Annotated in this window: 23 protein-coding genes and 1 pseudogene; 8 read left to right on the forward strand and 16 right to left on the reverse strand. The window is 59.5% G+C overall.

Translation table 11 applies throughout. From position 1 onward, the window contains the following. Position 1: 1 nt before the first annotated feature. Complete coding sequence (locus FJ946_RS19120; protein WP_140523171.1) at positions 2–910, forward strand: pirin family protein; 909 nt, start codon at positions 2–4, stop codon at positions 908–910. Positions 911–958: 48 nt separating this feature from the next. On the opposite strand, the gene FJ946_RS19125 is transcribed toward FJ946_RS19120, so the two are convergent. From FJ946_RS19125 to FJ946_RS19160, 8 genes are all read right to left on the reverse strand, one after another. Next, a complete protein-coding gene (locus FJ946_RS19125) occupies positions 959–1,390 on the reverse strand; it encodes a DUF1810 family protein (RefSeq protein ID WP_140523168.1) in 432 nt (143 codons plus the stop codon). A 45-nt stretch (positions 1,391–1,435) separates the two neighbouring features. Next, on the reverse strand, positions 1,436–1,717 hold the full coding sequence (locus FJ946_RS19130; RefSeq protein WP_140523165.1) for a GNAT family N-acetyltransferase: 282 nt from the start codon (positions 1,715–1,717) through the stop codon (positions 1,436–1,438). 51 nt (positions 1,718–1,768) lie between these two features. Then, positions 1,769–2,503 (reverse strand): ATP-binding protein, encoded by a 735-nt coding sequence (locus FJ946_RS19135; protein ID WP_140523162.1) that lies wholly within the window; start codon positions 2,501–2,503, stop codon positions 1,769–1,771. A gap of 209 nt (positions 2,504–2,712) precedes the next feature. Next, the gene (locus tag FJ946_RS19140) at positions 2,713–3,150 is read right to left on the reverse strand and encodes a CBS domain-containing protein (protein WP_140523159.1); all 438 of its coding nucleotides are present in this window, start codon (positions 3,148–3,150) and stop codon (positions 2,713–2,715) included. Between the two features lie 58 nt (positions 3,151–3,208). Next, the gene (locus FJ946_RS19145; RefSeq protein WP_140523156.1) at positions 3,209–3,856 is read right to left on the reverse strand and encodes a hypothetical protein; all 648 of its coding nucleotides are present in this window, start codon (positions 3,854–3,856) and stop codon (positions 3,209–3,211) included. A gap of 68 nt (positions 3,857–3,924) precedes the next feature. Continuing rightward, positions 3,925–4,326, reverse strand: a complete 402-nt coding sequence (locus FJ946_RS19150) for a cupin domain-containing protein (protein WP_140523153.1) — start codon at positions 4,324–4,326, stop codon at positions 3,925–3,927. A 71-nt stretch (positions 4,327–4,397) separates the two neighbouring features. Beyond that, on the reverse strand, positions 4,398–5,156 hold the full coding sequence (locus FJ946_RS19155) for an SDR family oxidoreductase (protein WP_140523151.1): 759 nt from the start codon (positions 5,154–5,156) through the stop codon (positions 4,398–4,400). Positions 5,157–5,222: 66 nt separating this feature from the next. Beyond that, a complete protein-coding gene (locus tag FJ946_RS19160) occupies positions 5,223–5,993 on the reverse strand; it encodes an alpha/beta hydrolase (RefSeq protein WP_085984582.1) in 771 nt (256 codons plus the stop codon). 418 nt (positions 5,994–6,411) lie between these two features. Here FJ946_RS19160 and FJ946_RS19165 point away from each other — a divergent pair, with 418 nt between their 5' ends. Then, positions 6,412–6,639, forward strand: coding sequence for a DUF680 domain-containing protein (locus FJ946_RS19165; RefSeq protein ID WP_013896614.1), 228 nt, complete (start codon positions 6,412–6,414; stop codon positions 6,637–6,639). A gap of 204 nt (positions 6,640–6,843) precedes the next feature. Here FJ946_RS19165 and FJ946_RS19170 read toward each other — a convergent pair whose 3' ends face one another. Beyond that, positions 6,844–7,593, reverse strand: a complete 750-nt coding sequence (locus FJ946_RS19170) for a glucose 1-dehydrogenase (protein ID WP_140523148.1) — start codon at positions 7,591–7,593, stop codon at positions 6,844–6,846. A 177-nt stretch (positions 7,594–7,770) separates the two neighbouring features. After that, positions 7,771–8,748, reverse strand: a complete 978-nt coding sequence (locus tag FJ946_RS19175; RefSeq protein ID WP_140523145.1) for an alpha/beta hydrolase — start codon at positions 8,746–8,748, stop codon at positions 7,771–7,773. Between the two features lie 567 nt (positions 8,749–9,315). On the opposite strand from FJ946_RS19175, the gene FJ946_RS19180 reads away from it, so the two are divergent. Continuing rightward, entirely contained in the window at positions 9,316–10,281 is a 966-nt protein-coding gene (locus FJ946_RS19180) for an alpha/beta hydrolase (protein WP_140523142.1), read from the forward strand. 239 nt (positions 10,282–10,520) lie between these two features. Here the strand turns inward: FJ946_RS19180 and FJ946_RS19185 are convergent, their stop codons facing one another. The 4 genes from FJ946_RS19185 to FJ946_RS19200 are packed head-to-tail and all read right to left on the reverse strand — an operon-like array spanning position 10,521 to position 16,063. Continuing rightward, positions 10,521–11,249 (reverse strand): response regulator transcription factor, encoded by a 729-nt coding sequence (locus FJ946_RS19185; RefSeq protein ID WP_140523140.1) that lies wholly within the window; start codon positions 11,247–11,249, stop codon positions 10,521–10,523. Next, the gene (locus FJ946_RS19190) at positions 11,239–11,628 is read right to left on the reverse strand and encodes a response regulator (RefSeq protein WP_013896619.1); all 390 of its coding nucleotides are present in this window, start codon (positions 11,626–11,628) and stop codon (positions 11,239–11,241) included. Before FJ946_RS19190 ends, FJ946_RS19185 begins: the two co-directional genes overlap by 11 nt. After that, positions 11,625–12,272 carry a response regulator gene (locus tag FJ946_RS19195; protein ID WP_023767341.1) on the reverse strand — a complete coding sequence of 216 codons (648 nt, stop codon included), beginning with the start codon at positions 12,270–12,272 and terminating at the stop codon, positions 11,625–11,627. The genes FJ946_RS19190 and FJ946_RS19195 overlap by 4 nt, the downstream gene beginning before the upstream one ends. Beyond that, entirely contained in the window at positions 12,269–16,063 is a 3,795-nt protein-coding gene (locus tag FJ946_RS19200; RefSeq protein ID WP_140523137.1) for a PAS domain-containing protein, read from the reverse strand. Before FJ946_RS19200 ends, FJ946_RS19195 begins: the two co-directional genes overlap by 4 nt. A gap of 486 nt (positions 16,064–16,549) precedes the next feature. Here FJ946_RS19200 and FJ946_RS19205 point away from each other — a divergent pair. From FJ946_RS19205 to FJ946_RS19215, 3 genes and pseudogenes are all read left to right on the forward strand, one after another. Beyond that, positions 16,550–16,971: pseudogene (locus FJ946_RS19205) on the forward strand (alpha/beta hydrolase); the annotation flags it as partial. A 352-nt stretch (positions 16,972–17,323) separates the two neighbouring features. Then, positions 17,324–18,562: an HlyD family secretion protein gene (locus FJ946_RS19210; protein WP_140523132.1), complete on the forward strand. Its 1,239-nt coding sequence runs from the start codon at positions 17,324–17,326 to the stop codon at positions 18,560–18,562. 44 nt (positions 18,563–18,606) lie between these two features. Then, entirely contained in the window at positions 18,607–20,220 is a 1,614-nt protein-coding gene (locus tag FJ946_RS19215; protein WP_140523129.1) for an MDR family MFS transporter, read from the forward strand. Between the two features lie 740 nt (positions 20,221–20,960). Here the strand turns inward: FJ946_RS19215 and FJ946_RS30985 are convergent. Then, positions 20,961–21,173, reverse strand: a complete 213-nt coding sequence (locus FJ946_RS30985) for a hypothetical protein (RefSeq protein WP_140624922.1) — start codon at positions 21,171–21,173, stop codon at positions 20,961–20,963. Between the two features lie 32 nt (positions 21,174–21,205). Between FJ946_RS30985 and FJ946_RS19230 the strand changes: the two genes are divergently transcribed. Next, entirely contained in the window at positions 21,206–21,478 is a 273-nt protein-coding gene (locus FJ946_RS19230; RefSeq protein WP_140523121.1) for an SDR family oxidoreductase, read from the forward strand. A gap of 102 nt (positions 21,479–21,580) precedes the next feature. On the opposite strand, the gene FJ946_RS31550 is transcribed toward FJ946_RS19230, so the two are convergent. Beyond that, the gene (locus FJ946_RS31550; RefSeq protein ID WP_347439601.1) at positions 21,581–21,820 is read right to left on the reverse strand and encodes a type IV toxin-antitoxin system AbiEi family antitoxin domain-containing protein; all 240 of its coding nucleotides are present in this window, start codon (positions 21,818–21,820) and stop codon (positions 21,581–21,583) included. An 854-nt stretch (positions 21,821–22,674) separates the two neighbouring features. On the opposite strand from FJ946_RS31550, the gene FJ946_RS19240 reads away from it, so the two are divergent. Then, on the forward strand, positions 22,675–23,580 hold the full coding sequence (locus FJ946_RS19240; protein WP_140523118.1) for a restriction endonuclease: 906 nt from the start codon (positions 22,675–22,677) through the stop codon (positions 23,578–23,580). The last annotated feature ends 141 nt before the right edge of the window (positions 23,581–23,721 follow it).

The following is a 23,721-nucleotide window of genomic DNA, read 5'->3' on the forward strand; positions in this document are numbered from 1 at the left end:
CATGACCATCCGCCAAAGCGACATCGTCGGCATCGACCCACTTAGGCAGCCGAGTATGCGTGATTTTGCCGACGGTTTGAAGGTACGGCGCGTACTGCCCTCCTCGAACCGCCTGATGATCGGTCCCTACATATTGTTCGACCATTTCGGCCCCGCGGTATTCGACGCAGGTCGCGGTTTCGACATGGGGCCGCATCCGCATATCGGGATTGCGGCCGTGACCTATCTGTTCGACGGGGAGATTATCCATCACGACAATCTCGGTGAAGTGCAGACCATCCGCCCCGGCGAGGTCAACTGGATGACGGCCGGGTCCGGCATCGTCCATTCCGAACGCACGTCGCCAGAAGCCCGAGCACCAGGAAGCAATCTCTTCGGCGTTCAGGCCTGGGTGGCCCTCCCCACCAAGCACGAAGAAGTTGCCGCCCACTTTTCACATTATGGCGCTCCCGAAATCCCACGGATCTGTGGCGACGGGGTCGAGTTCACTTTAATCGCCGGGGTTTCCGACGGGTTGGTGTCTCCGGCAAGGACGTACTCCGACCTGGTCTGCGCCGAAATCGTGCTCACCAGCAGTGCGCGATATCAGGTGAAACCCGGATATCTCGAGCGTGCGATCTATGTTGTCGCCGGCGAGATCGAAGTCATGGGCCAACTTGGCACGTTCGGTGAAGGCGAATTGATCATGCTGGAGCCGGACGCTGAGATCGTGCTCCAGGCGCCTGCCTTCCATGCCGCGCGGCTGATGCTGATCGGCGGCGAGCCTCTTTCCGAACCACGTTATGTTCATTGGAACTTCGTCTCCTCCTCAGCCGAACGGATTGAGCAGGCAAAGGCGGACTGGCGCGAAGGCCGCTTCCCCGACGTACCAGGCGAACACGGGTTGATGCCTCTGCCACAGGAAGAATAGGGCGGTGACGGTTTCGGCGGTGGCCACATCCGCCGGTCGCCGGCGGCGTTATGACATCGAGTAGAGTTTGCGCATCGTGCCCTCGTCGATTTGACCGTCGAACCAGACGTCGAAGATGGTCTTGAGCAGGAACTCGTCGTTACTTGCTTCGGAAAACAGCGTTAGGGACGCGTGCAATTTCTTTGTATCTTCATCACCGAAGACCGCGCGAGCACTTAGATTGGAAAGTCGTTGCAGTGTGCCGACGCATTCCCGATAACGACCGCCCAGTATCGGCGATTGGAGGTAAGCGCCTGCCTCGTCGAGTGATGTGATCGCGTACGGATCGGCGTCAGTGTCGCTTAGCCCGGCAGCCAACCTCGGGAAGATCAACTCCATGTATGGAGTACACATCACGCCTCGACGCAGTATAGCCAGGGCGTCGCCGTAGACCGGATCCTGAGCGTTGACGAACCTCTGCAAATTATATTGGTCGTCCATCTCGACTCAGACCTTTTTTTGCAAACAGCTGTATTCGGGGCCTGATCACCCTGCAACGACATCGGTGTATTCCGGATACCTGGCGACGAAGCCGCTCATGAAGGGACACTTCAAGACCGCTTTGCGGCCCGTTTTGCGGAGCAATTCGAAGGTGCCTTGCGCCAACCGCGACGCGATCCCCTGTCCGGAAAATTCCAAAGGCACTTCGGTATGTATCAACACTACCTTGCCGTCTTGGAGCGAATAGTAGGCCACTGCGAAGGCTTGACCGGTGATCGGGAGCTCGAACCGATGCTGCTGAATGTTTTCTGTGACCTTTGCGTGCATCTCTATCTCTCGATGTGCGTTGCGTGAGGCTGGATGTAGCTTGCCCGGTCGCTATCGCATCGCGGGCAGACGTAGCGTGACAGTTGTGCCTGCCCCGGGCGCGCTCTGAATATCGATGCTTCCGCCTGACTCTTCGGCAAAGCGCTTGACCATTGGCAGGCCGACGCCGCCGAGGCCCTCCGTTTTTGTGGTGAAGAAGGGATCGAATGCGAAGGCAATCGTCTCGGCGGTCATTCCCACACCGTGGTCGGCGGTGGTGATATCCACCTGAGCGGCTGAGGAGCCATCAAAGACCACTGCGGTATTTATCGAGATCAGGCCTCCGTTGGGAGATGCATCGCGCGCGTTGAATACCAGGTTCAGAATCGCGTTCTGCAAATCCAGGCGATTGCACCTCACTGAAGGCAAGTCCGGCGTCACTCGAACCTCGAGGCGGATCTTGGGATCCGACGCACTTCGAATGAGGGTCTCGATTTCAGCCAGACAGGCGCCGACATTTGCATATTCGCTTTCTCTGCGGCTCTCTCGGGCGGAACTGATAGTCTGGCGGACAAGCGCGCCGGCTCGTTCCAGGGCAGTTCTGGCGCCCGAAATTACATGCCCAAGCGCTGGAGCCGCCGAGACGCTCGGGTCACGGGCCAGGTGATTCAATGCCGACGAGGCGACCTGGATGAGATTGCCAAGGTCATGAACGATGCCGGCGGTCGCTAGCTGAATGGGCAGGCCATCTCGTGGAATCTCGGGCGGGCTGTCGAAGACATCCACTTTCACTTCCGGACGAGACATTGTAACCCTCATGTTTGCTCACGCAGAATTCAGTTGCTTGAAGACGGTACAATAGAGGACGGGAGTGGTCGATTAGATCGAGTAAGAAGCCAAACCATATTGCAGTATATGTCCCGCGATCTGCGGACCATCGCCAGTGGGGGACCAAACATCTCGCGAGACAGATCTCCCGCTCTTTCGTGCTCATCGCACCGTCGCGAGATTCTCCTCTATTGGTAGCCAACGCCCCCGATATAGTTGGCGAGCAGCCGCTCCTGGAGCTCTTCCTGTTGGAAGAGCGCCTTCATCGCGTCGCGGATATCGAGGACGCCTATCGGCTTGGCGCCGCCGCCGAGCACCGGTAGGTTCTGGAGCCGCTGTGTTGTCATGGTCTGCCAGACCGAATGCAGGTCGTCATCGGGCCCACAGGATACGAAAGACCGGCTCATCAGTGTCGATACCGGCGCTTCCGCCGGCCCCGAATTCGCCAGATGACGGACAAGGTCGGACTTGCTCAGCACGCCTGCCGCCTCGCCACTGCCATGGCATACGACAACCAGGCCTATGGCCGGCTTGGACAGCCATAGCGCGGCTGCCCGCAGCGACGTGTCGAGGTCGACCGCCGCAAGGCGCGCCGATGTTTCTGGATGTAGACTGTCAATTCGCATGATGCCCTCTTGAGGCGTCTCGCGGCCGCAGCCGGAGAGATCAGGTTCGAGGTTTCGCTTACTCTTCGAAGGGAGTGTTCATCACAAAATCGACGGAAGACGGCGCCTTGTAGCCGGCCACAAAGCGCTCACCGAAATCCCGGGCAAAGTTGTCGTAGGTCGTTTCCGGGTTCACCTTGGCGATGTGACAAAAGCATCGCGTCATCCGCCGCTTCATTTGAAGACGCGGAAATTCGCCGACGATCCTGGCTATCTCGGCGGAAGAGATGAAACTGTATTGCAGGCCCACGACATCAAGGCAGATGCCGGCTGTGCACAGCGCCACCTCGGCCTCCTTGTAGAGGCCGATCGACGGCGTCGAGTTGAGTGCGACGCTGTCCCATATCAACTGAGCACGACGCTCGTCGAAGCCGCCTTGCCGGACGAAGGCGCGAGCCAGATCGGCGCCTTCCACCTCGAAACGGCGCGGCCCGGCGAAGGTCTCGTTGAGCGTGACGTCGTGCAACAGGGTTCCGACGGCAACAACTTCACCGTCGTGCTCGATGTTCTGGACCTGTGCGATGCGGACGGCGAAAAGCCATGATCGAACCACGTGGTTGAACAAATACGGTTCACATAGCTGGCGGGCATGTTCGATCGCCCGGCCGACAAGCGGCGTATCGGGGACCGAAACCCCTGCAAGCGTGCGCCTGGCGATCGCATCCATGTCAGTGCCTTTCCTTCGCCGATTGTGTGTCGGTTTGACGCCCTTACCTTGGCAAGGGCGTCACCAGTTCATTTCGCGTAGGTCGTCAGGTTGGTCTCGTTGGTATCGACGACGAAGATCGCAAGCAGGCGAGCGCGTTCCGTCTTGCTGGCGTTTTCACTGACGGCGTGATGGTCGCCCGGAAATTCCGAGAAGCTTTCGCCTGCACGGTACGTCTTCACGGGCCCACCGTTGACCTGGCTTCGGATCGCCCCCTCCAGCACCGTGGCATAGATGAACGCGGAACTGGGATGGGTATGCGCCGGCGATGTCCCGCCCGGCCCGTACTCGACGAGCACGGCTTTCAAGCTCTTGCCGGGCACATTTGGAAGGGCGTGGTCGTAGACGAGCTTCACGCTGTCCGCGTCTTTGGCCATTGCTGCGGTGACGGATGCGGCGGCGAGCGCTGCACAGAGGAGTTTCCTGATCATGTCCGATATCCTTGTTGGAATGAGAGCTAGGGAATGCTGGTCTGATGGGTCGCGAAACCGGCGTTCAGTACTTACGCCGGTGGCGTGTATCGGCTGAGCCAGTCGTCGAAGTGGACGGCGCCGATACGCGCGTTCTCGCCGGGGACAAGCGTTTGATCGTCGATTGCCACTTGACCGTAGTAGAGAGCGCCAGGATCCGAGACGATTTTGCGCGGATCGTTGGTGGCCTTTAGAAAGCGACCGACGAGCTCGCTCATACGAACGCGATCGGGGCCGGCAATTTCGATCGTGCCGTTCACTGGCGCTGCTAGGGCGACGTCCGCCATCGCATCGGCAACGTCGTCGGCTGCCATTGGTTGGAAGTACGCCGGTGACATGTGGACGGTATCCCCTACGGCGCCGGTGTTTGCGATGGCGGCGGTGAACTCGAAGAACTGTGTGGCGTGCACGATCGTGTAGGGGATAGCGGACTCCTTGATCAGCTTTTCCTGAAGCAGTTTGCCGCGGAAATACCCCATGTCCTGCAGCCGGTCGGTGCCGACCACAGACAGCGCGACGTGATGGCGGACGCCGGCGGCCGCTTCGGCTGCAAGAAGATTACGCCCGGATGCCGCGAAAAATTCGAGCGCGGCCTTTTCCTCGAATGACGGTGAGTTCGCGAGATCGACGACGACCTGTGCCCCGGCAAGAGCGACGGCCAGCCCTTCTCCGGTGACGGTGTTCACTCCCGAATTCGGTGAGGCCGCAAGCACGTCGTGTCCCTTCCTGCGCAGTCTTTCCACAGTCTTGGAACCGATCAGCCCGGTTCCGCCGATGACGACGATCTTCATTTCCAATCTCCTTTGTTGAGGGTGTTGATTTGCGGGGTGTTGGTCGAATGTCGGCTTTCCGGCGAGCTACTCGCTGGCCGATGCGGCGTCCTCGATAAGTGAGGTGACCTCGTCGGGGTGCGAGACCATGAGCGCGTGGGACGCACCCTCGATGACGACCGTCTTCACGGCGTGCGCGCGCTTGGCCATGAAGCTCATGACGGCTGCCGGGATATTTCGGTCATCGGTGCCGTAGATCATGTAGGACGGCAGCGTTTTCCATGAAGCTACGCCCGAGGGCTCGGCCAGGGCTGCCTGCGCGATCGGGCGTTGGGTGGCGGCCATCAGCGACGACTGCTCTTCGGGAACGTCAGCCGCGAACTGGGCTCGGAATTTGTCCGGCTGGATGAAGAGATCCTGGCCGCCGTTCGGCGACGCGACTGGAGCAAGCGCGCTTGCCAAAGTGCTGCCGGGAAACATGCTGGACAAGGTGGCGCTCGATTCGCCGTTATCCGGCGCGAATCCGGCCACGTATACCAAGGCCTTCACATTGGGATTGCCGTTGGCGGCTTCGGTGATCACGGGTCCGCCGTAGGAATGCCCCACCAGCACGATCGGTCCGGGAACCGACCGGATGATGGCCGAGACCGCCGCGGCATCGCTGGCGACGCTGCGGAGGGGATTGGCTGCCGCCTTCGCCACATAGCCGTCCCTGCCGAGTTTGGTTATGACCGCGTCCCAACTCGACGATTCGGCGAAGGCCCCGTGCACCAGCACGATCGTCGGCTTGGGCTTCGCTCCGGCCGCCTGCGCCGTTGCGCCACCCGCGACGGCAAGCGCGGCGGCCAGCGCCAGGATTCCAGTGACATTTCGCATTTGCTTTCTCCTTTGTCGGCCTTCCGTTTGACCAATGTGGAGAAGGATGCGCCGATCCGGGGCGCCGACCTATTGTGCGGAATGGTCGGTCATACGATGCCAAGGTGCAGGGTGGGTCATCGCTGCGATCAGGTGACCTGGGTATTCCGCACGCGGATCGCCGGCAGCGCAGGGGTTCGTGACCAATACAAATCCATGGAGCTGCTGCCTCCAAACACCACTGCCGCCCCGGCGTAACGGCAAGACTCCCACCGCGAACGACATTGCCCCTGACCTTAGGCCTTCACAGCCCATGCTTTCGTATGGATCAAACAGCCACATCGTCTGATCGTTCCGCAATGACGCAGCATTTATATTGTTATTGTGAATACGATCCAAAATTAACCATGGAGTTACCAAAATGAAGAACACATCTCTTGCTGCCGCAATCCTTCTTGTTGCAGCAGGAAACGCCGTCGCCGGAAGCGATCACTACGGATCAAACTCGGTCCAGCAACCCGCAACTTCTTCCGAGAGCATGCACACCTCCTCGATCAGGAAGACGGGCAACGATGCCGGCGTGCAGGAGACCGTGCGCAAGCCGATTGCTCCCAGCAAGGACCCGGGCCAGGGCATCTGGGGTCACTAGCACCCGAAAATTGTAGAACCTGGAAGGACCGGGGCGTCGCCCCGGTCCTCTTCACGCTTTCCAAAGGACCTTGAAAGTGCGTGGGGGCCCTGACACAGGTTCTGAGACCGGGGAGCTATAAAACCACCTTTCACCTTGGATCTGGCCGAGTGGGATGGCGATCGACGCTCGACCGTCAAACGGCAGCGACTTGGCTACCCCAGCTCAAAGCAATGCCATTCCGCCGTCGACCCGCAGATTGACACCGGTGACAAAACTGCTTGCGTCCGATGCCAGGAACAGAGCGGCTTTTGCCAGTTCTTCCGGCTGGCCCATTCGACCAAGGGGAATTGCTTCGGCCATGGACTTCTCGAAGGATGCTCGCATTTCGGCCGGGACACCCAGTTTGTCGAGAATAGCCGTATCCACGGGGCCGGGGCTGAGCACGTTGACGCGTATGCGACGCGATTTCAGTTCTATCGCCCAACTGCGCGCGAAGGCGCCGATGGCTGCCTTGGAGCCTGCATAAACGGCATGGCCTTCCAAGACCTTCTCGCTGGCGATTGATCCCGTCAGTATGACTGCGCCGCCATCGCGCATCAGCGGGATCAGTTTCTGCACACCAAAGAAGACGCCGCGCGCATTGATAGAGAACTGCGCATCGTACTCGGCTTCGGAAACTGCCGACGAATGCGTGATGGTGTTCACGCCGGCGTTCGCCATATAGATATCGAACGCCCCAAACCTCTGATGGATCTGTCGCGCGACATCCTCGTGGTGCGCCACGTCGGCTACATCACCCTGAATGCCCAGTGCGCCGGCTCCGATCTCGGAGACTGCCTCCTCGACCGCACGCTGTCTCCGGCCGGTGATTACGACCTGCGCCCCCTCCGACGCGAAAGCTTTCGCGGCGAATAGCCCAATCCCACTGTTTCCCCCGGTGATCAACGCGGTCTTTCCTGAAAGTATACCCATTTGCATTGCCTCTGATGATTTTCACGAGAGCCGCCGCAGTTGCCAACCGCAGTTCTCAGCGTGAACTCGGACGGCTGAGACCAGAAAGCATCTCCAGGAGCCATCGATGCTGAGTTTTCATAGTCAGGCTGGCCGCACCGGTGTTGTGCGGCCAGCCATGACCGCCGCTTGAGAGCACTAGCCCTTGATGAAGGCGAGCAGATCGGCGTTCACCTGGTCCTGGTGTGTGGCCGTGATCCCGTGGGGCGCGCCGGGGTAATATATGGCCTTTGCGCCCTTGATCAGCCGCTCCGACTTGACTGACGAATCCTTGACCGGGACGATCTGGTCGTCCTCGCCATGCAGGATCAAGGTCGGTATATCGAATTTCTTGAGGTCCTCGGTGAAGTCGGTTTCGGAGAACGCTTTGACGCATTCATATGCATTCACGAGACCGACCTGCATGCTCCAGAGCCAGAACTGATTCAGAACCCCCTGGGAGACCGTGGCGCCTGGCCTGTTTGCACCATAAAACGGCTGTGCGAGGTCCAGATAGTGCTGCGAGCGATCCTTGAGGAGGCCGGCCCTTATGCCGTCGAACACTTCGATCGGCAGACCTTCCGGATTGGCCGGCGTTTTCACCATGATCGGCGGAACAGCGGCGATAAGAACAGCCTTGGCCACGCGTTCCGTCCCGTGCCGCCCGATATAGCGAGCGACCTCGCCTCCCCCGGTTGAATGCCCGACCAGCGTGGCGTCCCGGAGATCCAGCGCCTCGATCACGGCTGCAAGATCGTCCGCGTAGCCATCCATGTCGTTGCCGGAGGTGGCCTGGCTGGAGCGGCCATGGCCCCGCCGGTCATGAGCAACCACGCGGAAGCCATTATGGGCCAGAAAGAGCATCTGTGCATCCCAGGCGTCGGAATTCAGCGGCCAGCCGTGTGAGAAGGTTATTGGCGGACCCCTACCCCAGTCCTTGTAATAGATTTCCGTACCGTCCTTGGTTGTGATGGTGCTCATTGTTTTGCGTCCTGATTGAGGGGTGGGAACATGTGGGTTTTGCTGGGCGCCGGATGACGAAGCGACTGGCAGTCCGGCTATGACCGCTGCTGAAAAACTGGCCAACAAGACGTCGCGGCGGGTTGCACCGAGGGTGAAAAGTCCATCCATACTCATCGTGTCCATCCTTGGTGAGCGGCTTCTCGGGTCGGCTCACCATCACGATCACCGGGTCGACCTGCACCGTCGCTTTCGGGGGGGAGGAGCGGGCGAAGGAGCGGCGACGCCCGATGATCGTGATGGCTTGCGAGGGAGAAGATGCGCCGATCCGCCCCGCGAACCTATTCTACGCAAGCATCTGTCGTACGATGCCAAGGTGCAGGGTAGGTACGCCGAGGTGCTGGAACTGTCGCTGAGATGGGGCAAATGATGCGATGACGTTGGTTCGTGCGCGACGTGCCGCGTGCGGCTGTCACAAACACGACCTATCAAGCCGTATGAGGATTCTTCTCAAAACGAGGAGCGGCTGATCGCGAGCAAGTCACCGCCCGAACGGACCGCGATAGGTTTCGCCTACGTGGTCCTCATGTTGAGTAATCAACTCACCGCCGGCCAGAGCGCAATATGCTTAGGTGTACAACGCGTTATTATAACGACAAAGGCTTTAAAGCTTTCGCCTTATAGAAATTGCACGGCATTTGCCGCTCTTGGAGCACTTTGTACCTCACAACCCCGGAGTGCTTTATGCGCCTTAGCTTTCTTTCTGGTTTCCTCATTGCGGTTCTTGCTGCCGGGCCATCGACTTCTGCCAGCGCACCGCACTCCGGCGTGCCGCTCGGGCAATCGACCGACCTGTCGGCACGTATCGTCGACGGCAAGGCCGACGTTAACGGTGTGGCCTATCACTATTTGCTGGCAGCAGGCGGCCCGAAAACCGTGGTGTTGTTGCATGGTTGGGGCACGACCTCATACATGTGGCGCTTTGTAATGCCGCAACTGGTGGCGCGCGGTTACACGGTACTTGCGCCCGATTTGCGCGGTTTGGGGGACACCGCCAAGCCTGCGGCCGGCTACGAAAAGGCGGCGATTGCCGAGGATATTCGAGCACTTGTCAATCAGCTGAACCTTGGTCCGGTCCTCAATCTCGTCGGTCACGATATGGGTGGCATGGTCGCTTATTCCTATGCGGCGCAGCACCCGGGGGAAGTCACCACACTGGCAATCGTTGACGTCCCGCTGCCAGGCATCGAACCGTGGAACGAATTGATCCAAGGCCCTCGCACTTGGCATTTTCGCTTCCACTCCGTACGCGACGTGCCGGAAATGCTCATTGCCGGTCGCGAGCTTGAGTATTTAAAGTGGTTTCACAATGCAGAGGGGGTAAATACTCGCGCGTTCGACACCGAAGCCGACGAAGTCTACGGCCGTTCTTATGCCCAGCCTGGCGCATTGCGCGCAGGCTTCGAGTACTACCGGGCTTTCCCGCGTGACGAAGAACAGAACAAAGCCTTTGCAAAACACAAGCTGACGATGCCGGTACTCGGTATAAGCGGTTCGGGTGGCCTGGCATCGATGTACGAAGGCCATCTCCGCCACGTCGCCGAAAACGTACGGGCCGTAGTAGTCGAAGGCTCAGGCCATTGGGTTCCGGAGGAGCAGCCGGCCGCCGTCACAAGGGCCCTGATCGAATTCCTGCCACCAGCATACTAAGCTTCGCGGCTGGCTGAAGCACAACATTAGCGATAGTCGCCGTGATGGAGATACTCCGCTCCAAAGCTTTCCCAATGCGCCGCCGTTAGCTGGCGATGCGCGGCAAGAGCTTGGTAGTGTAGCCTCAACACCAGGTTACACGCGGCGATCATCGCTCTAAACTTCATGAAAATTTGTCTGAGTCCGGATCGTCCTGGGCAGGCTACTCTTAACGGAGAAGCGCCAGCCGCTGGGCGATCCTATCGGACGGAGGCGAGGTTCACCCTTTCGAAAGTCCTGGCCGCGCCGGCCTCGCGCATCGGCGGGGGCAGCGTTTCCCAGGCCCGGATCAGCTCTCCGATGGAAGCTGCTTCCATCTTGCGCATGACATTGCCGCGGTGAAGCTTGACGGTCACTTCACTGATGCCGAGGTCGAAAGCGATCTGTTTGTTGAGGCGCCCACGCGCCACTTCATGCAGCACCTCGCGCTCGCGCGGGGTCAGCGTCTCGACACGCTCGATGTTGCGCTTGACGACCACCGCATCTGCCCGCCGCTTGGCATCCACCGCAATGCCCGCGATCACGGCGTCAAGGAGTGTTTGGTCGCGCACCGGTTTGGTGAGAAAATCCACCGCGCCCGCCTTCATCGCCTGGACAGTCATCGGTATGTCGCCATGCCCAGTCAGGAAGATGATGGGCTTGGGATTGCCGTTTGACGCAAGATGGTGCTGTAGATCCAGGCCGCTTGCCCCTGGCATGCGGACGTCGAGGATCAAGCAACCGGGGCTGTCCAAGACGTCAGCGTCGAGCAATTCTCGGGTCGAAGCGAAGCAGACCGGTTCAAAGCCCATCGACAGTATCAACTCCGACAGTGCCTCCCGAACAGACGCATCGTCATCGACAATGATGACGAGCGGCTGCTGCGGCTCGGCGTTCCGCTGCCGTGACACCGGCGTCGATCTCTGCAAGAGCGGTTGGTCAACTCTCATGTTCATCCCTCGGTTCTTGGTTGCGTAAAGCGTCGCTCACAGCCGCAAGCAGGGCCTGGCCATCGAAGGGCTTTCGGAAAAACCCGCTGATGCCTTTGGCGCGGTGCTGATCGGCTATCTCGTGACGACCGGTGATCAGGAACACCGGCAGGTCCGCACGCGTCTTCTTGACCAAGTCACGAAGTTCAAAGCCGTCCGTACCAGGCATCCCGATATCGGTAATGAGCAAGTCCACGTCAGACAGCCCGCTGACGAGCAGTGATCCCGCCGACGAGAAGATGCGGGCAGCATAGCCCGCAGACTCCAAAAGGTTCTCGAGCGACTCGAGCAATCTTGGGTCGTCATCGACAATCGCCACGACAGGTCGCACCTTGCTCACACTCCGTTCCCTCCCGTTCGTCGAGAGTGGCTGATCGGTATCTCCAACCGCTCCGCCATGCGCACGAGATCAGCGAGTGATGCCGCAACCATTTTCTGCATCACGTTCCGTCTATGGATTTGCAGCGTGACCTCGCTGATCCCCAACTCAGCCGCGGCCTGTTTGTTGAGCAGGCCACTCACAACGAGCGGCAGCACCTCGCGTTCTCGCTGCGTGAGCTCTTGATAGCGTTGCCTCAACACGGTGAGTTCGGCGCGCTCTGATCGCCTTTCCCGGTCCTGGGCGATCGCTGCCCGGATCGCGACCATGAGGTCCGTATCGCTGAAAGGCTTTGTCAGGAAGTCCACAGCGCCGTGCTTGATCGCACGCACAGAGGACGGGATGTCGCCATGCCCCGTTATGAAGACGATCGGCGGATGATCGCCCTCGGCGATCTGCTTCTGCAGATCTAGACCGTTGATGTCAGGCAATTCCACATCGAGGATCAGGCAGGCGGGGACGTCCGGCTTGTCGGCAAGGACATAGTCGCCGGCCGATCCGAACGCTACGGCGCGCATGCCATGGGACTCCAGAAGCTCACCAAGCGCTTCCCGAATACGCACGTCGTCATCGACGATGAAGACCATTTGATCGTGGGGCGTCATGCTGCCGCTTTCATTTCAACTGGCATCGTGAAGACGAACGCCGTTCCGTGCGGGTCGTTCTTCTCCACCCACAACCGTCCGCCATGGGACTCGACGATCGAACGGCAGATCGCGAGTCCCATGCCCATGCCATGCTCTTTCGTCGTAAAGAACGGCTCGAATATTCGGTCAGGAAACTCAATGCCCGGGCCACAATCGCTGATCTCGATCTGGATCGCGTCCCCTATACGGCCCACGCGAAGTCCAAGAACCTTGTCACCGGTAACAGAGTCCATCGCCTCGATCCCATTGCGGATGAGGTTCACCAGAACCTGCTGGATCTGCACCCGATCGAGCGCGACAATAGGAAGGTCGCTTTCGACATCGATATCCAGACGAACACGGCGCCGCACCGCCTCCTCGGCGATGAGGTCGCGCGCCTCCGCGATGACGCTGTCGAGTGCTGTGTAAGCCATCGCGTCTGCCGATTGCTTGAATAAGGCGCGGATACGGCTGACGACATCCGCAGCTGAGTTGGCATCACGGATAATACGCTCCACAGTCTTCTGCGCCCGCTCGATATTTGGCGGATCGGCCGTGAGCCAACGCTGGCAGGCATATGAATTGGCGACAACAGCCGCCAGAGGCTGGTTCACCTCATGCGCTATAGAGGCTGAAAGCTCGGCGAGACTCGCCGCCTGGCTCGCGCGTGCAAGTCTCTCTTGCGCCAGGCGCAGCTCTTCTTGCGTGCGAACTTCACCGTCGATGTCCAGACAGACGACGTTCCACTGAACAATCGCCCCTTCTGCATTGCGCATCGGTGCCGCGCGCGTATCGACCCAGCAATATTCGCCATCGAAGCGACGCAGACGGTGCCTCCGCGCATACGGTTCGCCAGTGGCCAACGAATGAGCATAGTTCGCTTTGACGCCCGCCAGGTCGTCAGGATGAACGCCTTCGTCGAGTGTCCCGGAAAGGCGGGATTTTCCCTTACCGTCCAATACCTCCAACTCATATCCGAGGAACTCGCGGAGCTGACGGCTTCGATATATCGGCTCACCATTCGGTGCGGCGCAATCGATCATCACCGGCAGCGTTTCAACCAGCTGCCACAGCGAACGTTCTCTCTCGCGCAGCGCCACCTGTGCGCGCATCTCCTCGTCGATGTCGATGGAGACCTGGTACCAGTGAACGATGGCTCCGTCCCGATCGCGCAGAGGCTCGCAACGCCCTTCTATCCAGCGATAGCTGCCGTCTTTCCAACGCCGGCGATACCGCATGATGAAGGAGTCGCCAGTTTTGAGGCAGCTGGCTGACCTATTGAGCACCTCGAGAGCGTCTTCGGGATGAATCAGATCTCGAGCCACCCTCGTGAAGTCTTCGAAGTTTGCCCCGGAGATGCCGAGTTCCTCCAAAGACCGCCTATTGACGTACGCAAGCTTGCCATCGGGCGTCCAGCTCCAGATGTGGACCGGCAAGGCATCGACAAGCTGCTGAAGCTCGCGCTCTCTTTCGCGCAATGCCTCCTGCGCCCGCATCTCATCTTCGATGTCGATTGAAGCCATATACCATTGAACGATCGCGCCATCGGTATCCCTTAACGGTTGCGCTCGTGCTTCTATCCAGCGGTACACGCCATCCTTCTCGCGTCGACGAAAGCGGTTCACGAAAGGCTGGCCGGACGCAAAGCCATTCGAAGCCCTCCGAAACATTGTCGGAAAGTCTTCAGGATGGGCCAGGTCCCGGGCCAGGGCATCGAAATTATTGATGTGCGTCGGTGGCGAACCGACCTTCTCCAGGTATCGCTTGCTGGTGTAGGTGATCCTGCCTGAAGGGGCAAAGCTCAGGAGATTCACGGGCACAGCGTCAATCATTTGCTCCAGTTGCCGGTTGGCTTTCCGCAGCGCTTCTTCTGCCCTCACCTGGTCGTCGATGTCGTGCGAAAGACCGTACCATTGGACGACAGTCCCACACTCGTCCCGCATCGGTTCCGCTCGGCCCGACATCCATCGGAAGACGCCGTCAGCACGACGCAGGCGATAGTTCAGGGAGAAGCTTTCCCCGGTGGTGACCGAGTGGTTGATCGCTGTTTCCAGCGTGGCGGCGTCATCGGGATGTACGACAGCCGCAATGGCCGCCTTCAGGCCATTTCCTCCGACATTCTCGTATCCTCCTACGTCAAGGCCGAGATACTCAACCATTCGCTTGCTGAAGAAGACCGGCTCGCCCGACGCAGACAGGCGCCAGAGGAAGCTCGGCACCATGTCGACCAGTTGCGAGAGTTCCCGCTCCCGGTCGCGCAACGCTTCCTGTGCGCGCATCTCGTCGTCGACGTCGATAGAGATCACATACCACTGAACAATCGCGCCGCTGTGATCACGCAGCGGCTCGCCGCGTCCATCCACCCAGCGGTACGCTCCGTCCGCACGGCGCATTCGATACTTCATGGAGTATGGTTCGCCGGTAGCCAGAGAGTGGCGGACGGTCTCCAGGAGGCGTGCCGCATCTTCGGGATAGACGAGGGACTGTATGGCCGCCGCCTGCCGGCTCATCCCCGGCTTGTCCAGATCCGCCACACCGTCGAGACCGAAGAAGTCAAGCAAACGTCTGTTGAAGAAGGTCGGCTCGCCTTCAGGCGTCAGCCGTCTGATCTGGACTGGGACCATGTCGACGAGCTGAGAAAGTTCCCGCTCCCGACCGCGCAGCTCCGCCACGGTTTTCTTGTAGACATCGTTGTCGAGCGCGATTCCATACCATCCCGTGATACGACCCTGGCTGTCGCGCGCGGGCCGCGCGGCGGTTCGGGCCCATACATAGGTGCCGTTTGCGCGCCGAAAGCGAAACTCGACATTGAAATGATCGCCGGTCCTCAGACAATGGCGCCAGGTAACCGCGATCTGCTCATAGTCGTCTGGATGAAGCAAACGCTTCCAGGCGGTGTACCCCTCGTTCAATGGAGCGTTCAGATCCTCCAGCGTCACCCCGAGGGAGCTCAGCGCGAACGGATGCAGGTAGATCCATCTACCCGCCGCATCGAACGCCCATCCGTTCCCGAATATGCTTTCAACGATTTTCGCCGATCGAATTGGCCCGGCATTGTTCTCAACCAAGTGATCCAGGTTCGCCCCGGAAAGCGGCTCCCCATCTGTCACCAGATCATCAATGTCCACACTGACACTGTAGCCGGGCTCCGATCGGGTCTCGTTCCAGCGATAACTTCCGTCGGCCTGCAGTTGCCTGTGCCTCGTTACCTGGGGGACACCTGTCCAGAACGCGCGGGCGACTGCGTGCGCCGCCGCTGTCCGGTCGTCCGGATGGACCAGTCTCAGGGAATGGTGAGCGTCGGAGGCTGCTTCCTTCTCGGCCGCAATGATCACGTCAGCGGATCGCTCTGTGGCTGCGGACGGCGAATCGCCTTCAATCAATGTGCCATACCATGCAACGGCGTTACCTTCGCTATCGCACAGCGGCTGTCCGGAGATTCGGCTCCAACCGTAAGCACCGCTCGCGCGCAAAATGCGGTGCTCCACATTGTAGTGCTCACCTGTCTGCAGGCAGCGACGCCACTCGGCCACGGCTCGGTCATAGTCGTCTGGATGGATTAGCCGCTTCCAACCCGCGGGGCCACCTTCTGACGAAGTGTTGAACTCCTCCAGCGTCGTGCCGAGAAGCGATAGCGTGCTGGGAGTAACATAGCTGAATCTGCCGGCCGCGTCTGTCGCCCACCCATTGCCGACCACGCTTTCAATGATCCGAGCCGCCCGCAACGCTTCCGCGTCGGGTTCGCCAAGCGAGTTGAACGCTGTCGTCATTGTCTTCTCCTGCCGGACAATGAAAGGCGGAGACTGTCAGCGCCTTCTTTAACTCTCATCATTGACCATCTGGGCTCGTGAATTCGTTTTTCCGATCTTAACCGGACCACGCCGCAGCCGCACCTCATGGAAATCCATGAGATGTGAGTGACCAAACCTCCGGGTGAGGCACCTACACGTCCCGATTGAAGCTATAGCCTTTCACGCGGAGAAATCGAAAACCTAGCCGTTAAAAACGCATGCCTTCACCGACATACAGAAAGCCTCGGGCCTCGCCTCAACTACGCTGAGCAGTCCCCGGAACTCCCCGTGAAATTCATCTTCGCCATGCCGGTATTTTCGTAATGTTTGCCGCAACACTCGTTCGGGGCAAAGGCCAAATGCCCGCTCGCCTCCAAGCTGCCAAGATCGGCCGTCCACAGCGTGTATCGCAATGCCGGCTTCAGGGTGATCGCGATGCCGGCCTCCGGCAGTGCCACCGATCTTGAGACGCCTGCCAATCCAAGTGGTTTGCCTATCGAAGTTTTTGACGGGCTGAGCCAAGCGCTGCAAGTCGGGCGCAGTTCTATCTCGATTTTGCGAGCGGCCCGTTCTAAGTGTTCAACCGATCCGACGCGAAGCCATTGCGAGCGTCGTTCACACATGATGGGCGCCGCCAATGCCCAGATTCAATTCATCAAGGCCTTTTCGGAGACCCACTTCACCGAACACCTCCAAGTCAATCGACTTGTCTCCGTTCGTGATGCATGGCGACGACGACTAGATCGTTCCGATCCATGACTCGGCGCTACTCTCGCGAACACTGAAGCGAGCAACACTCAAGGTCTATGAGAAATTTCCGCACGGCATGTGCACGACGCAGGCCGACACTATCAAATCCTGACCTGCTCACCCTAGTCAGGTCGTAGGCTCGCGCCGCCTCCCCCCGACAAGAGCCCAGTCTGGCTGCCGCTCCGATCGGCAGGCAATCCCCCTTCACAAACAGGAGCAAGAGAACGATCAGAACGACCATCTTCATCGCTGCTATCGCAGCCACCTCCCTATACGCTGGTGCAGATGATTTTCGGCTCGGATATCGCAATATGTACTTCGAGCCGTGTCAACCGGACGAGGTACGGACGACGAAAGCAGGGGTTTTTCCGGTTTCTCTCTGCAGCCAACGAAGAGGCAGGCGAGCTTCTTACCTGTCCGGCTTCCGATTTTTGAGCACAGGGGCATTCCGCTCTTGCGCAAAACACGATGAACGTCAGGACGAATGAGATGTCCGAGATGCCCGCGACCACCAACTTCTCCAACGCACCCGGCGCGGCCGTGCCTCAGCCGCGGCCGGCTGCCTTCGTCGAGCAGCCAGCTCGGCCCTCGGCGGAAGAGCCGAGTGCCTTGCCGGTTGGTACGGAAGCTACTCCCGGCGACGTCACTGCGGCGGTATCTAGGAGCCGCCGCCTCAAGCGGATCGCATTCGCGGCGACGTTTCTGATTTGCGCAGCCGCGGGAGGTGATTGGGGCTATGGCTACTGGACCGCAGGCCGGTATCTGGAGTCTACCGACGACGCCTATTTGAAAGCCGACTACACGACGGTGGCGCCGAAGATATCGGGCTACATTGCCGATGTGCCGGTGCATGACAACCAGACTGTCGAGACCGGGCAGGTTCTCGCCCGCATCGATGACCGCGACTTCCGTGCCGCGCTCGCCCAGGCTGATGCCGAGGTCGAGGCCGCCGAGGCGGCCGTCCGTAATCTCGACGCACAGATCGCGCTCCAGCAGTCGCTGATCCTGCAGGCAAAGGCGACAGTCGCCGCAACGCAAGCTTCGCTGGCGTTCGCCAGCACCGACGCCGACCGCTATGCGACGTTGGCAAGGAGCGGCACCGGTACTGCGCAGAAAGCCGAAGCAAGCCGCGCCCAGGCCGATCAACTCATCGCCGGGTTGCAGCGCGACCAGGCTTCCCTAGCCGCCGCAAAGGCTAAGATCGACGTACTCGCCACCGAGCGCGACAGTGCCGTTGCCCAAACGGATCGCGCCGAGGCAGCTTCCGATCAGGCCCGACTGAACCTTTCCTATGCCACAATCACGGCACCGGTCGACGGCACGGTCGGCGCGCGCACGCTCAGGGTTGGACAGTATGTGGCATCAGGCACGCAGTTGATGGCTGTGGTGCCGCTGCATGCCGTCTATGTCGTCGCCAACTTCAAGGAGACGCAGCTCGCTCATGTGCGTCCCGGGCAGCCGGTGCGCGTCGCCGTCGACGGCTTCCCTGGCGTCGAATTGACTGGTCAGGTCGACAGCCTGTCGCCGGCGAGCGGCCTGGAATTCGCATTGCTGCCGCCCGACAACGCGACCGGCAACTTCACCAAGATCGTGCAGCGTATCCCGGTGAGGATCTCCATCGACAATCACAAGCTCGACGGGCTGCTCAGGTCCGGCATGTCCGTCGAGCCGACCATTAACACCAAAGCGGCCGTGCTGGCCGACGGTCGTTCCTCAGTTTCGCGATGATTGACACTGGCGCCGTTCTTACTGGCGCTTGAGGAGTTGCAGCAATGAAAACCGCCGTCTCCTCGCTTCCGACGTCGGCCGGCGACGTCCAGAACGCGGCCGGATCTGCTGGTGCCGCCAATTCGCTGCGGGTCTGGGTGGCGGTGGTCGGCTCTGCTCTCGGAGCATTCATGGCCGTGCTCAATATTCAGATCGTCAATGCCTCGCTTGCCGACATCCAGGGGGCGATTGGGGCTGGCATCGATGACGGTGGCTGGATCTCGACGTCCTACCTCATAGCGGAGATTGTGGTGATCCCGCTGACCGGCTGGCTGTCTCAGGTCTTCTCGCTGCGGATCTATCTGATCACCAACGCGGTGCTGTTCCTCGTCTTTTCGGTCGCCTGCGCCTTCGCCGCCAATCTAGGTCAGATGATTGTCCTACGAGCGATCCAGGGTTTTACCGGCGGCGTGCTCATCCCGCTCGCCTTCACCATTGTCATCACGATGTTGCCGAAAGCCAAGCAGCCGATCGGCCTGGCCCTGTTCGCGCTGTCGGCCACCTTCGCGCCAGCGATAGGCCCGACCATCGGCGGCTATCTCACCGAGAACTGGGGCTGGCAATACATCTTCTACGTCAACCTGGTGCCGGGCGCGCTGATGGTCGGCATGCTGTGGTTTTCGCTCGACGGCCAACCGATGCGGCTTGGCCTGCTCGCCAAAGGCGACTGGCCGGGCATTGTCACCATGGCCATCGGACTGGCGGCCCTGCAGACCATACTTGAGGAAGGCAACAAAGACGACTGGTTCGGCTCGCCCTTTATCGCGCGGCTGGCAATCGTCGCCGCGGTGTCGCTGACCCTGTTCGTCTGGATCGAGCTGACTTCGAGCCATCCGCTGCTGAACCTCAGACTGCTGGTACGCCGCAACTTCGGCTTCGGCGTCCTCGCCAACTTCCTGCTTGGTGTCGCGCTCTACGGATCGGTCTTCATCGTACCCGTCTATCTCGCCCGCATTCAGGGCTACAATGCCGAGCAGATCGGCATGGTGCTCGCCTGGACCGGCCTGCCGCAGCTTGTCCTGATCCCGCTTGTACCTGGCCTTATGCAGCGCTTCGACATCCGTCTCGTCATCGCGATCGGCTTCGCCCTGTTTGCCGCATCCAACTTCATGAACGTCCACATGAGCGGAGCATATGCCGGCGACCAGCTGTTCTGGCCGAACATCGTGCGCGCCATCGGCCAAGCCCTTATATTGGCGCCGCTTTCGGCAATAGCCACGTCAGGCATCGAGACGGAAAATGCCGGCTCTGCCTCGGCCCTGTTCAATATGACCCGCAACCTCGGCGGCGCCGTCGGCATCGCGCTGCTGCAAACCTTCCTCACCAAGCGCGAGCAGTACCATTCGAACGTGCTGGTACAATCGGTATCCCTGTTTCAAGAGGCAACGCGCGTCCGCATTGTGCGGCTCACCGCCTATTTCCATTCGCATGGTATCAACGACCAGGCGCTCGCTGCACAAAAAGCGATTGCTGCGATCGCGCTGAGGGTACGCCAGCAGGCCTTCGTCATGGCCTTCAACGACACCTTCTTCCTGCTTGGCGTTAGCTTAATAATCGCGTTGTCGGCCGTCCTGTTGCTAAAGAAGCCGGGTCATATAGCAGCCGGCGGCGCCCACTAACCTACTGGGGGAAGCCGGGAACGCCACCGGACATCAATTCGCTGGTTCGAGCTCCAGGGCCAGTAGGCTTCATAGGACGCGGCTTTGGCATGGCCGCACTAGGATGCAGTGTGAATTCGCGAGCCGTGATAGGTGCTGCGCCAAGCGCTGACGATGCTCACGCCGGTTGCCGCGCCATTGCGCGACCACAGATGTGCCGGGCACCAGCGAAGAGAAATCGACCTCGACCGTAGCAAGGTCTTCAACAGGTAACACCAGCTCGGCGGGCCGTCTTTCGGGTTCGCCAGGATTGCTCATGATGAAGGTCTCTGTTGCTGGAAAGTGCTTCATCGCGCCGGCGGCAATCGAGCAGGCATGTCTGCGGCCGTGGTCATCTCTTTGCTCAAGTGGCACCATGGGGGCCGAGGCGGGATATCAGTCATTGTGCCAACAGTGTGTGCGCCCGATACTTTCGCTTATTATTTCCTCAGCGAAGGATTGGCCTGATAACCGAGAACGCCATGCGGCGACAGGCGGTCTTGGCTCTTCCGGCGACCATTTCTCACGCCAGGCTTGGCGCGCGCGGCAATCAAAGAACAATTGTCTCGGCGCGCTCACACCTCGGCATAGGCATACCTACCTGTCTGCACCGTAGCCGTCTTTCCTGCCAAGTGCGAGCCTTCCAACGCGCTATCCGGAACGACCGGCGCCAAGTGGCCGAACGGGCTCGTGCCCCTCCATTTGCGGAACGTCATCTGCATTCAGACAAGAGAAAGATCGTGAAACTCTACTACAGTTCCTTCGCCTGCAGTTCGGCTGACCACATCGCGCTTGAGGAGGCCGGCGCTTCCTTCCAGCGCGAGGCGATAGACCTCCAGACGAAACGAATGGCTTCCGGGCACGACTTCCTCACGATCTCGGCAAAGGATAGTGGCGAAACGCTGACCGGGAACGGCACGCACGACGGCGAGCATGTTTGGTTTCAATGCTGGCAAGGAGACGCAACATGAAAATTGTGGTCATTGGCGGCTCACGTTATATAAGAGCACGCACCGTCAAGAAACTGCAGCGTAAGGGCCACGAGGTGGAGGCTGCGGCCTCACTCCCTCACGTCGACAACTACATTGCGGACTATCGCGATGCTGGCTACGCTGGCCAAACTCTGAGGCGTCTGCTCCTGCATTTGGCGTCGCTCGTTCATGAGCTGTGGCGTCAAGGACGAATATGGCGCGGCAAGCTTTGCATTCGGGTCGAAGGACATGACCCCAAAGCGATGTAGATCGCAAGCGCATGACGCGCTTAGAAGCACTCTCGGCCTAGTCAAGGCGGCCGGAGTGAAGGGACTACGGTAATCGTTTTGAGGCCGGCCAGGATGCTCGGGTCAGCAGTGTCGACAAGATGCGTGAGGCCCTTGAAACAGCAGGCGCATCGACCACTGCGGCGCGATACCGCCCTTACCGACCTTCACGAGCAGGCCTTCCTTGCACATCGGGGACAAGTAATAGCGAGGGATTCCTGCATTTGACAAATCACAGGTCCGCACCTCACAGCCCTTGTAGCCAGAGCAACAGCTTGGTTGAGAAGTGATGGTTTGGGACCGCAAAGCGAAGTGCCTCCGCATGGTGTGCCGTCCAGAATTATCTGTCGCTGTCCGGAATTAATCAGGCCGTCGCCGTCGTGCGCAAGCGCCAACGCTGAGATACTGACGCCATCTGGCTCAAGTCTCAAGCGATTGGGGAGGAAGTATAGAGCTGAACCTCGGTGCTCAGGTTTTACCAATCCTGTCGTCTTGGGTCGACCAATCCGTTGTCGACCGTGAGCGGGTTTACCAATAAGGGCGGCTATATTCTACGCAAATCCAATCGCTTAATGCCAATCCAGAATTAACTGTCATTGAGGCCATTAGTAAACTCGATCTTTGATCGGAAACCCCTACCCTCAGCCAGAAAACTCTCCTGTTTTCAATCGCCCGCCCGCCAGCAACCCATAATTCCGGACTGGTTACCCCGTGAAATGCTCAATAATTCCGGACGTCGCACCAGACTGCCATTTATGCGGCTTTTTGAGCACAAACCAGGAACAACCCCCGTTTCCATTCATCGAAATGTTGCGATGCTCCCTGACGTGGGATCAGGGCCGTCGCTTGACTCAGACATGTTCCTCTGGGGTCTCGACCTCTTCAATCATAGTTATTACTGAGAAGCCCATGAGGCGCCCGCAACGCTCGCCGAACAAGCCAAAGTCGCAGCAAGGATCCCCGCAACCCTGAAGGCGACGGCGCTCGGTCAGCCTCAACCCGTGTTGACTTCATTCTCGGCCAAGCTTCGGTGCGTCGCACCGTCGCCGACAGACACTCGTTCCTCCGACTGACCCCATGGGCCAGAAACACGTTCTTCGCCAATCGTCGCGGATAAACTCCAGCCCAAAGTCTTAGACGGGATGCAACGCTGACACCATGGTGGTACTATTTGCGCCGTGAAAGAAACCGCCTCTCATGAACGACCTGGTCAGCGATTCCATAATTTCGTTGCCACCCTGGAGCGTATGTTCGCGCACCATGACGGCGTGACGGTGGATTCCTCCTTACGGTTACCCGACAAGGACACCGGGCGGCTTCGCGAACATGACGTGGTGATTATCCGTCGTACTCATCACGGGCCCAACCTGACGGCCATTGAATGCAGGGACCAAGGGCGAAAGGTGGGAGTTCCTCAGATTGAGGCCTTCGCTAAGAAGTGTGAAAAGACTGGAATCCATCGCGGAATCGTTGTTGCTGCGAACGGCTTTACACGCACCGCCCGCACCAAGGCAAAGGCACTGAACCTGACATGCATGGACTTGGCCGAGGCGGAATCCTTTGAATGGATTGGCACCGTCACCATCGTCGGCCAATTCTACAACTTCACCGCGATCGGGGCCTGCGTTGGCGTGGTGGAAAACGGGCGAAAGGTCACGAATCCATCCGCAGTCTATACGTCTGACGGCTTGCCCTACCCCGGCGAGGGTATTCAATCCCTCATCATGGACAAATTGCCCCCGGAGGCCCGCAATCCGACCCGCCAGACCCTCAACAGTCAAATCGTTGCTCCGATGGACGGACTGTACGTCATCGACGCTCTGGGCCAGCGCTTCCAAGTGAAGGATATCACATGCACTTACGCACTGGAGATTGAGGTTACGGAGCGCCCAATTACGTTCCATTACTACGCCGGAGAAAGCGCAGCGCTGGAGATCGCGTCCGGACAAATTACGTTCCCGAGTGGGCAGTCTACGTTGGCATTCATCAAATCAAAGGACGGCATTATGGGCTACCTCGTCTCAACGGGAGCGTTGGACCATCGAGTGAAGATCGGCAATCTACCGGAACGGCGCTTCGTCTAGATTCTCGTAGAATCTTCAGCAGTCGGCACTAGTTTTGGCAACCTAGGACCACGCGGCTCATAATTTGGCCGTCTCCGGCCACTCCATAGCCTCGTACCCTCGCGAACATTTCCTGTAGGCCCAGCAAATACATACATAGGA

Origin of the sequence: Mesorhizobium sp. B2-4-7 (assembly GCF_006442685.1) — a bacterium.
Lineage (GTDB): Bacteria > Pseudomonadota > Alphaproteobacteria > Rhizobiales > Rhizobiaceae > Mesorhizobium.

Coding starts and splice junctions, on each gene's coding strand:
- FJ946_RS19140 (WP_140523159.1), bottom strand. CDS start 3,150: ATGCGAATTGACAGTCTACATCCAGAAACATCGGCGCGCCTTGCGGCG.
- FJ946_RS19200 (WP_140523137.1), bottom strand. CDS start 16,063: ATGACGACAGCGTTCAACTCGCTTGGCGAACCCGACGCGGAAGCGTTG.
- FJ946_RS19125 (WP_140523168.1), bottom strand. CDS start 1,390: ATGGACGACCAATATAATTTGCAGAGGTTCGTCAACGCTCAGGATCCG.
- FJ946_RS19165 (WP_013896614.1), top strand. CDS start 6,412: ATGAAGAACACATCTCTTGCTGCCGCAATCCTTCTTGTTGCAGCAGGA.
- FJ946_RS19130 (WP_140523165.1), bottom strand. CDS start 1,717: ATGCACGCAAAGGTCACAGAAAACATTCAGCAGCATCGGTTCGAGCTC.
- FJ946_RS31550 (WP_347439601.1), bottom strand. CDS start 21,820: ATGCGGAGGCACTTCGCTTTGCGGTCCCAAACCATCACTTCTCAACCA.
- FJ946_RS19170 (WP_140523148.1), bottom strand. CDS start 7,593: ATGGGTATACTTTCAGGAAAGACCGCGTTGATCACCGGGGGAAACAGT.
- FJ946_RS19180 (WP_140523142.1), top strand. CDS start 9,316: ATGCGCCTTAGCTTTCTTTCTGGTTTCCTCATTGCGGTTCTTGCTGCC.
- FJ946_RS30985 (WP_140624922.1), bottom strand. CDS start 21,173: ATGCTCGCCGTCGTGCGTGCCGTTCCCGGTCAGCGTTTCGCCACTATC.
- FJ946_RS19150 (WP_140523153.1), bottom strand. CDS start 4,326: ATGATCAGGAAACTCCTCTGTGCAGCGCTCGCCGCCGCATCCGTCACC.
- FJ946_RS19230 (WP_140523121.1), top strand. CDS start 21,206: ATGAAAATTGTGGTCATTGGCGGCTCACGTTATATAAGAGCACGCACC.
- FJ946_RS19120 (WP_140523171.1), top strand. CDS start 2: ATGACCATCCGCCAAAGCGACATCGTCGGCATCGACCCACTTAGGCAG.
- FJ946_RS19210 (WP_140523132.1), top strand. CDS start 17,324: ATGTCCGAGATGCCCGCGACCACCAACTTCTCCAACGCACCCGGCGCG.
- FJ946_RS19155 (WP_140523151.1), bottom strand. CDS start 5,156: ATGAAGATCGTCGTCATCGGCGGAACCGGGCTGATCGGTTCCAAGACT.
- FJ946_RS19145 (WP_140523156.1), bottom strand. CDS start 3,856: ATGGATGCGATCGCCAGGCGCACGCTTGCAGGGGTTTCGGTCCCCGAT.
- FJ946_RS19195 (WP_023767341.1), bottom strand. CDS start 12,272: ATGACGCCCCACGATCAAATGGTCTTCATCGTCGATGACGACGTGCGT.
- FJ946_RS19215 (WP_140523129.1), top strand. CDS start 18,607: ATGAAAACCGCCGTCTCCTCGCTTCCGACGTCGGCCGGCGACGTCCAG.
- FJ946_RS19175 (WP_140523145.1), bottom strand. CDS start 8,748: ATGAGTATGGATGGACTTTTCACCCTCGGTGCAACCCGCCGCGACGTC.
- FJ946_RS19135 (WP_140523162.1), bottom strand. CDS start 2,503: ATGTCTCGTCCGGAAGTGAAAGTGGATGTCTTCGACAGCCCGCCCGAG.
- FJ946_RS19185 (WP_140523140.1), bottom strand. CDS start 11,249: ATGAGAGTTGACCAACCGCTCTTGCAGAGATCGACGCCGGTGTCACGG.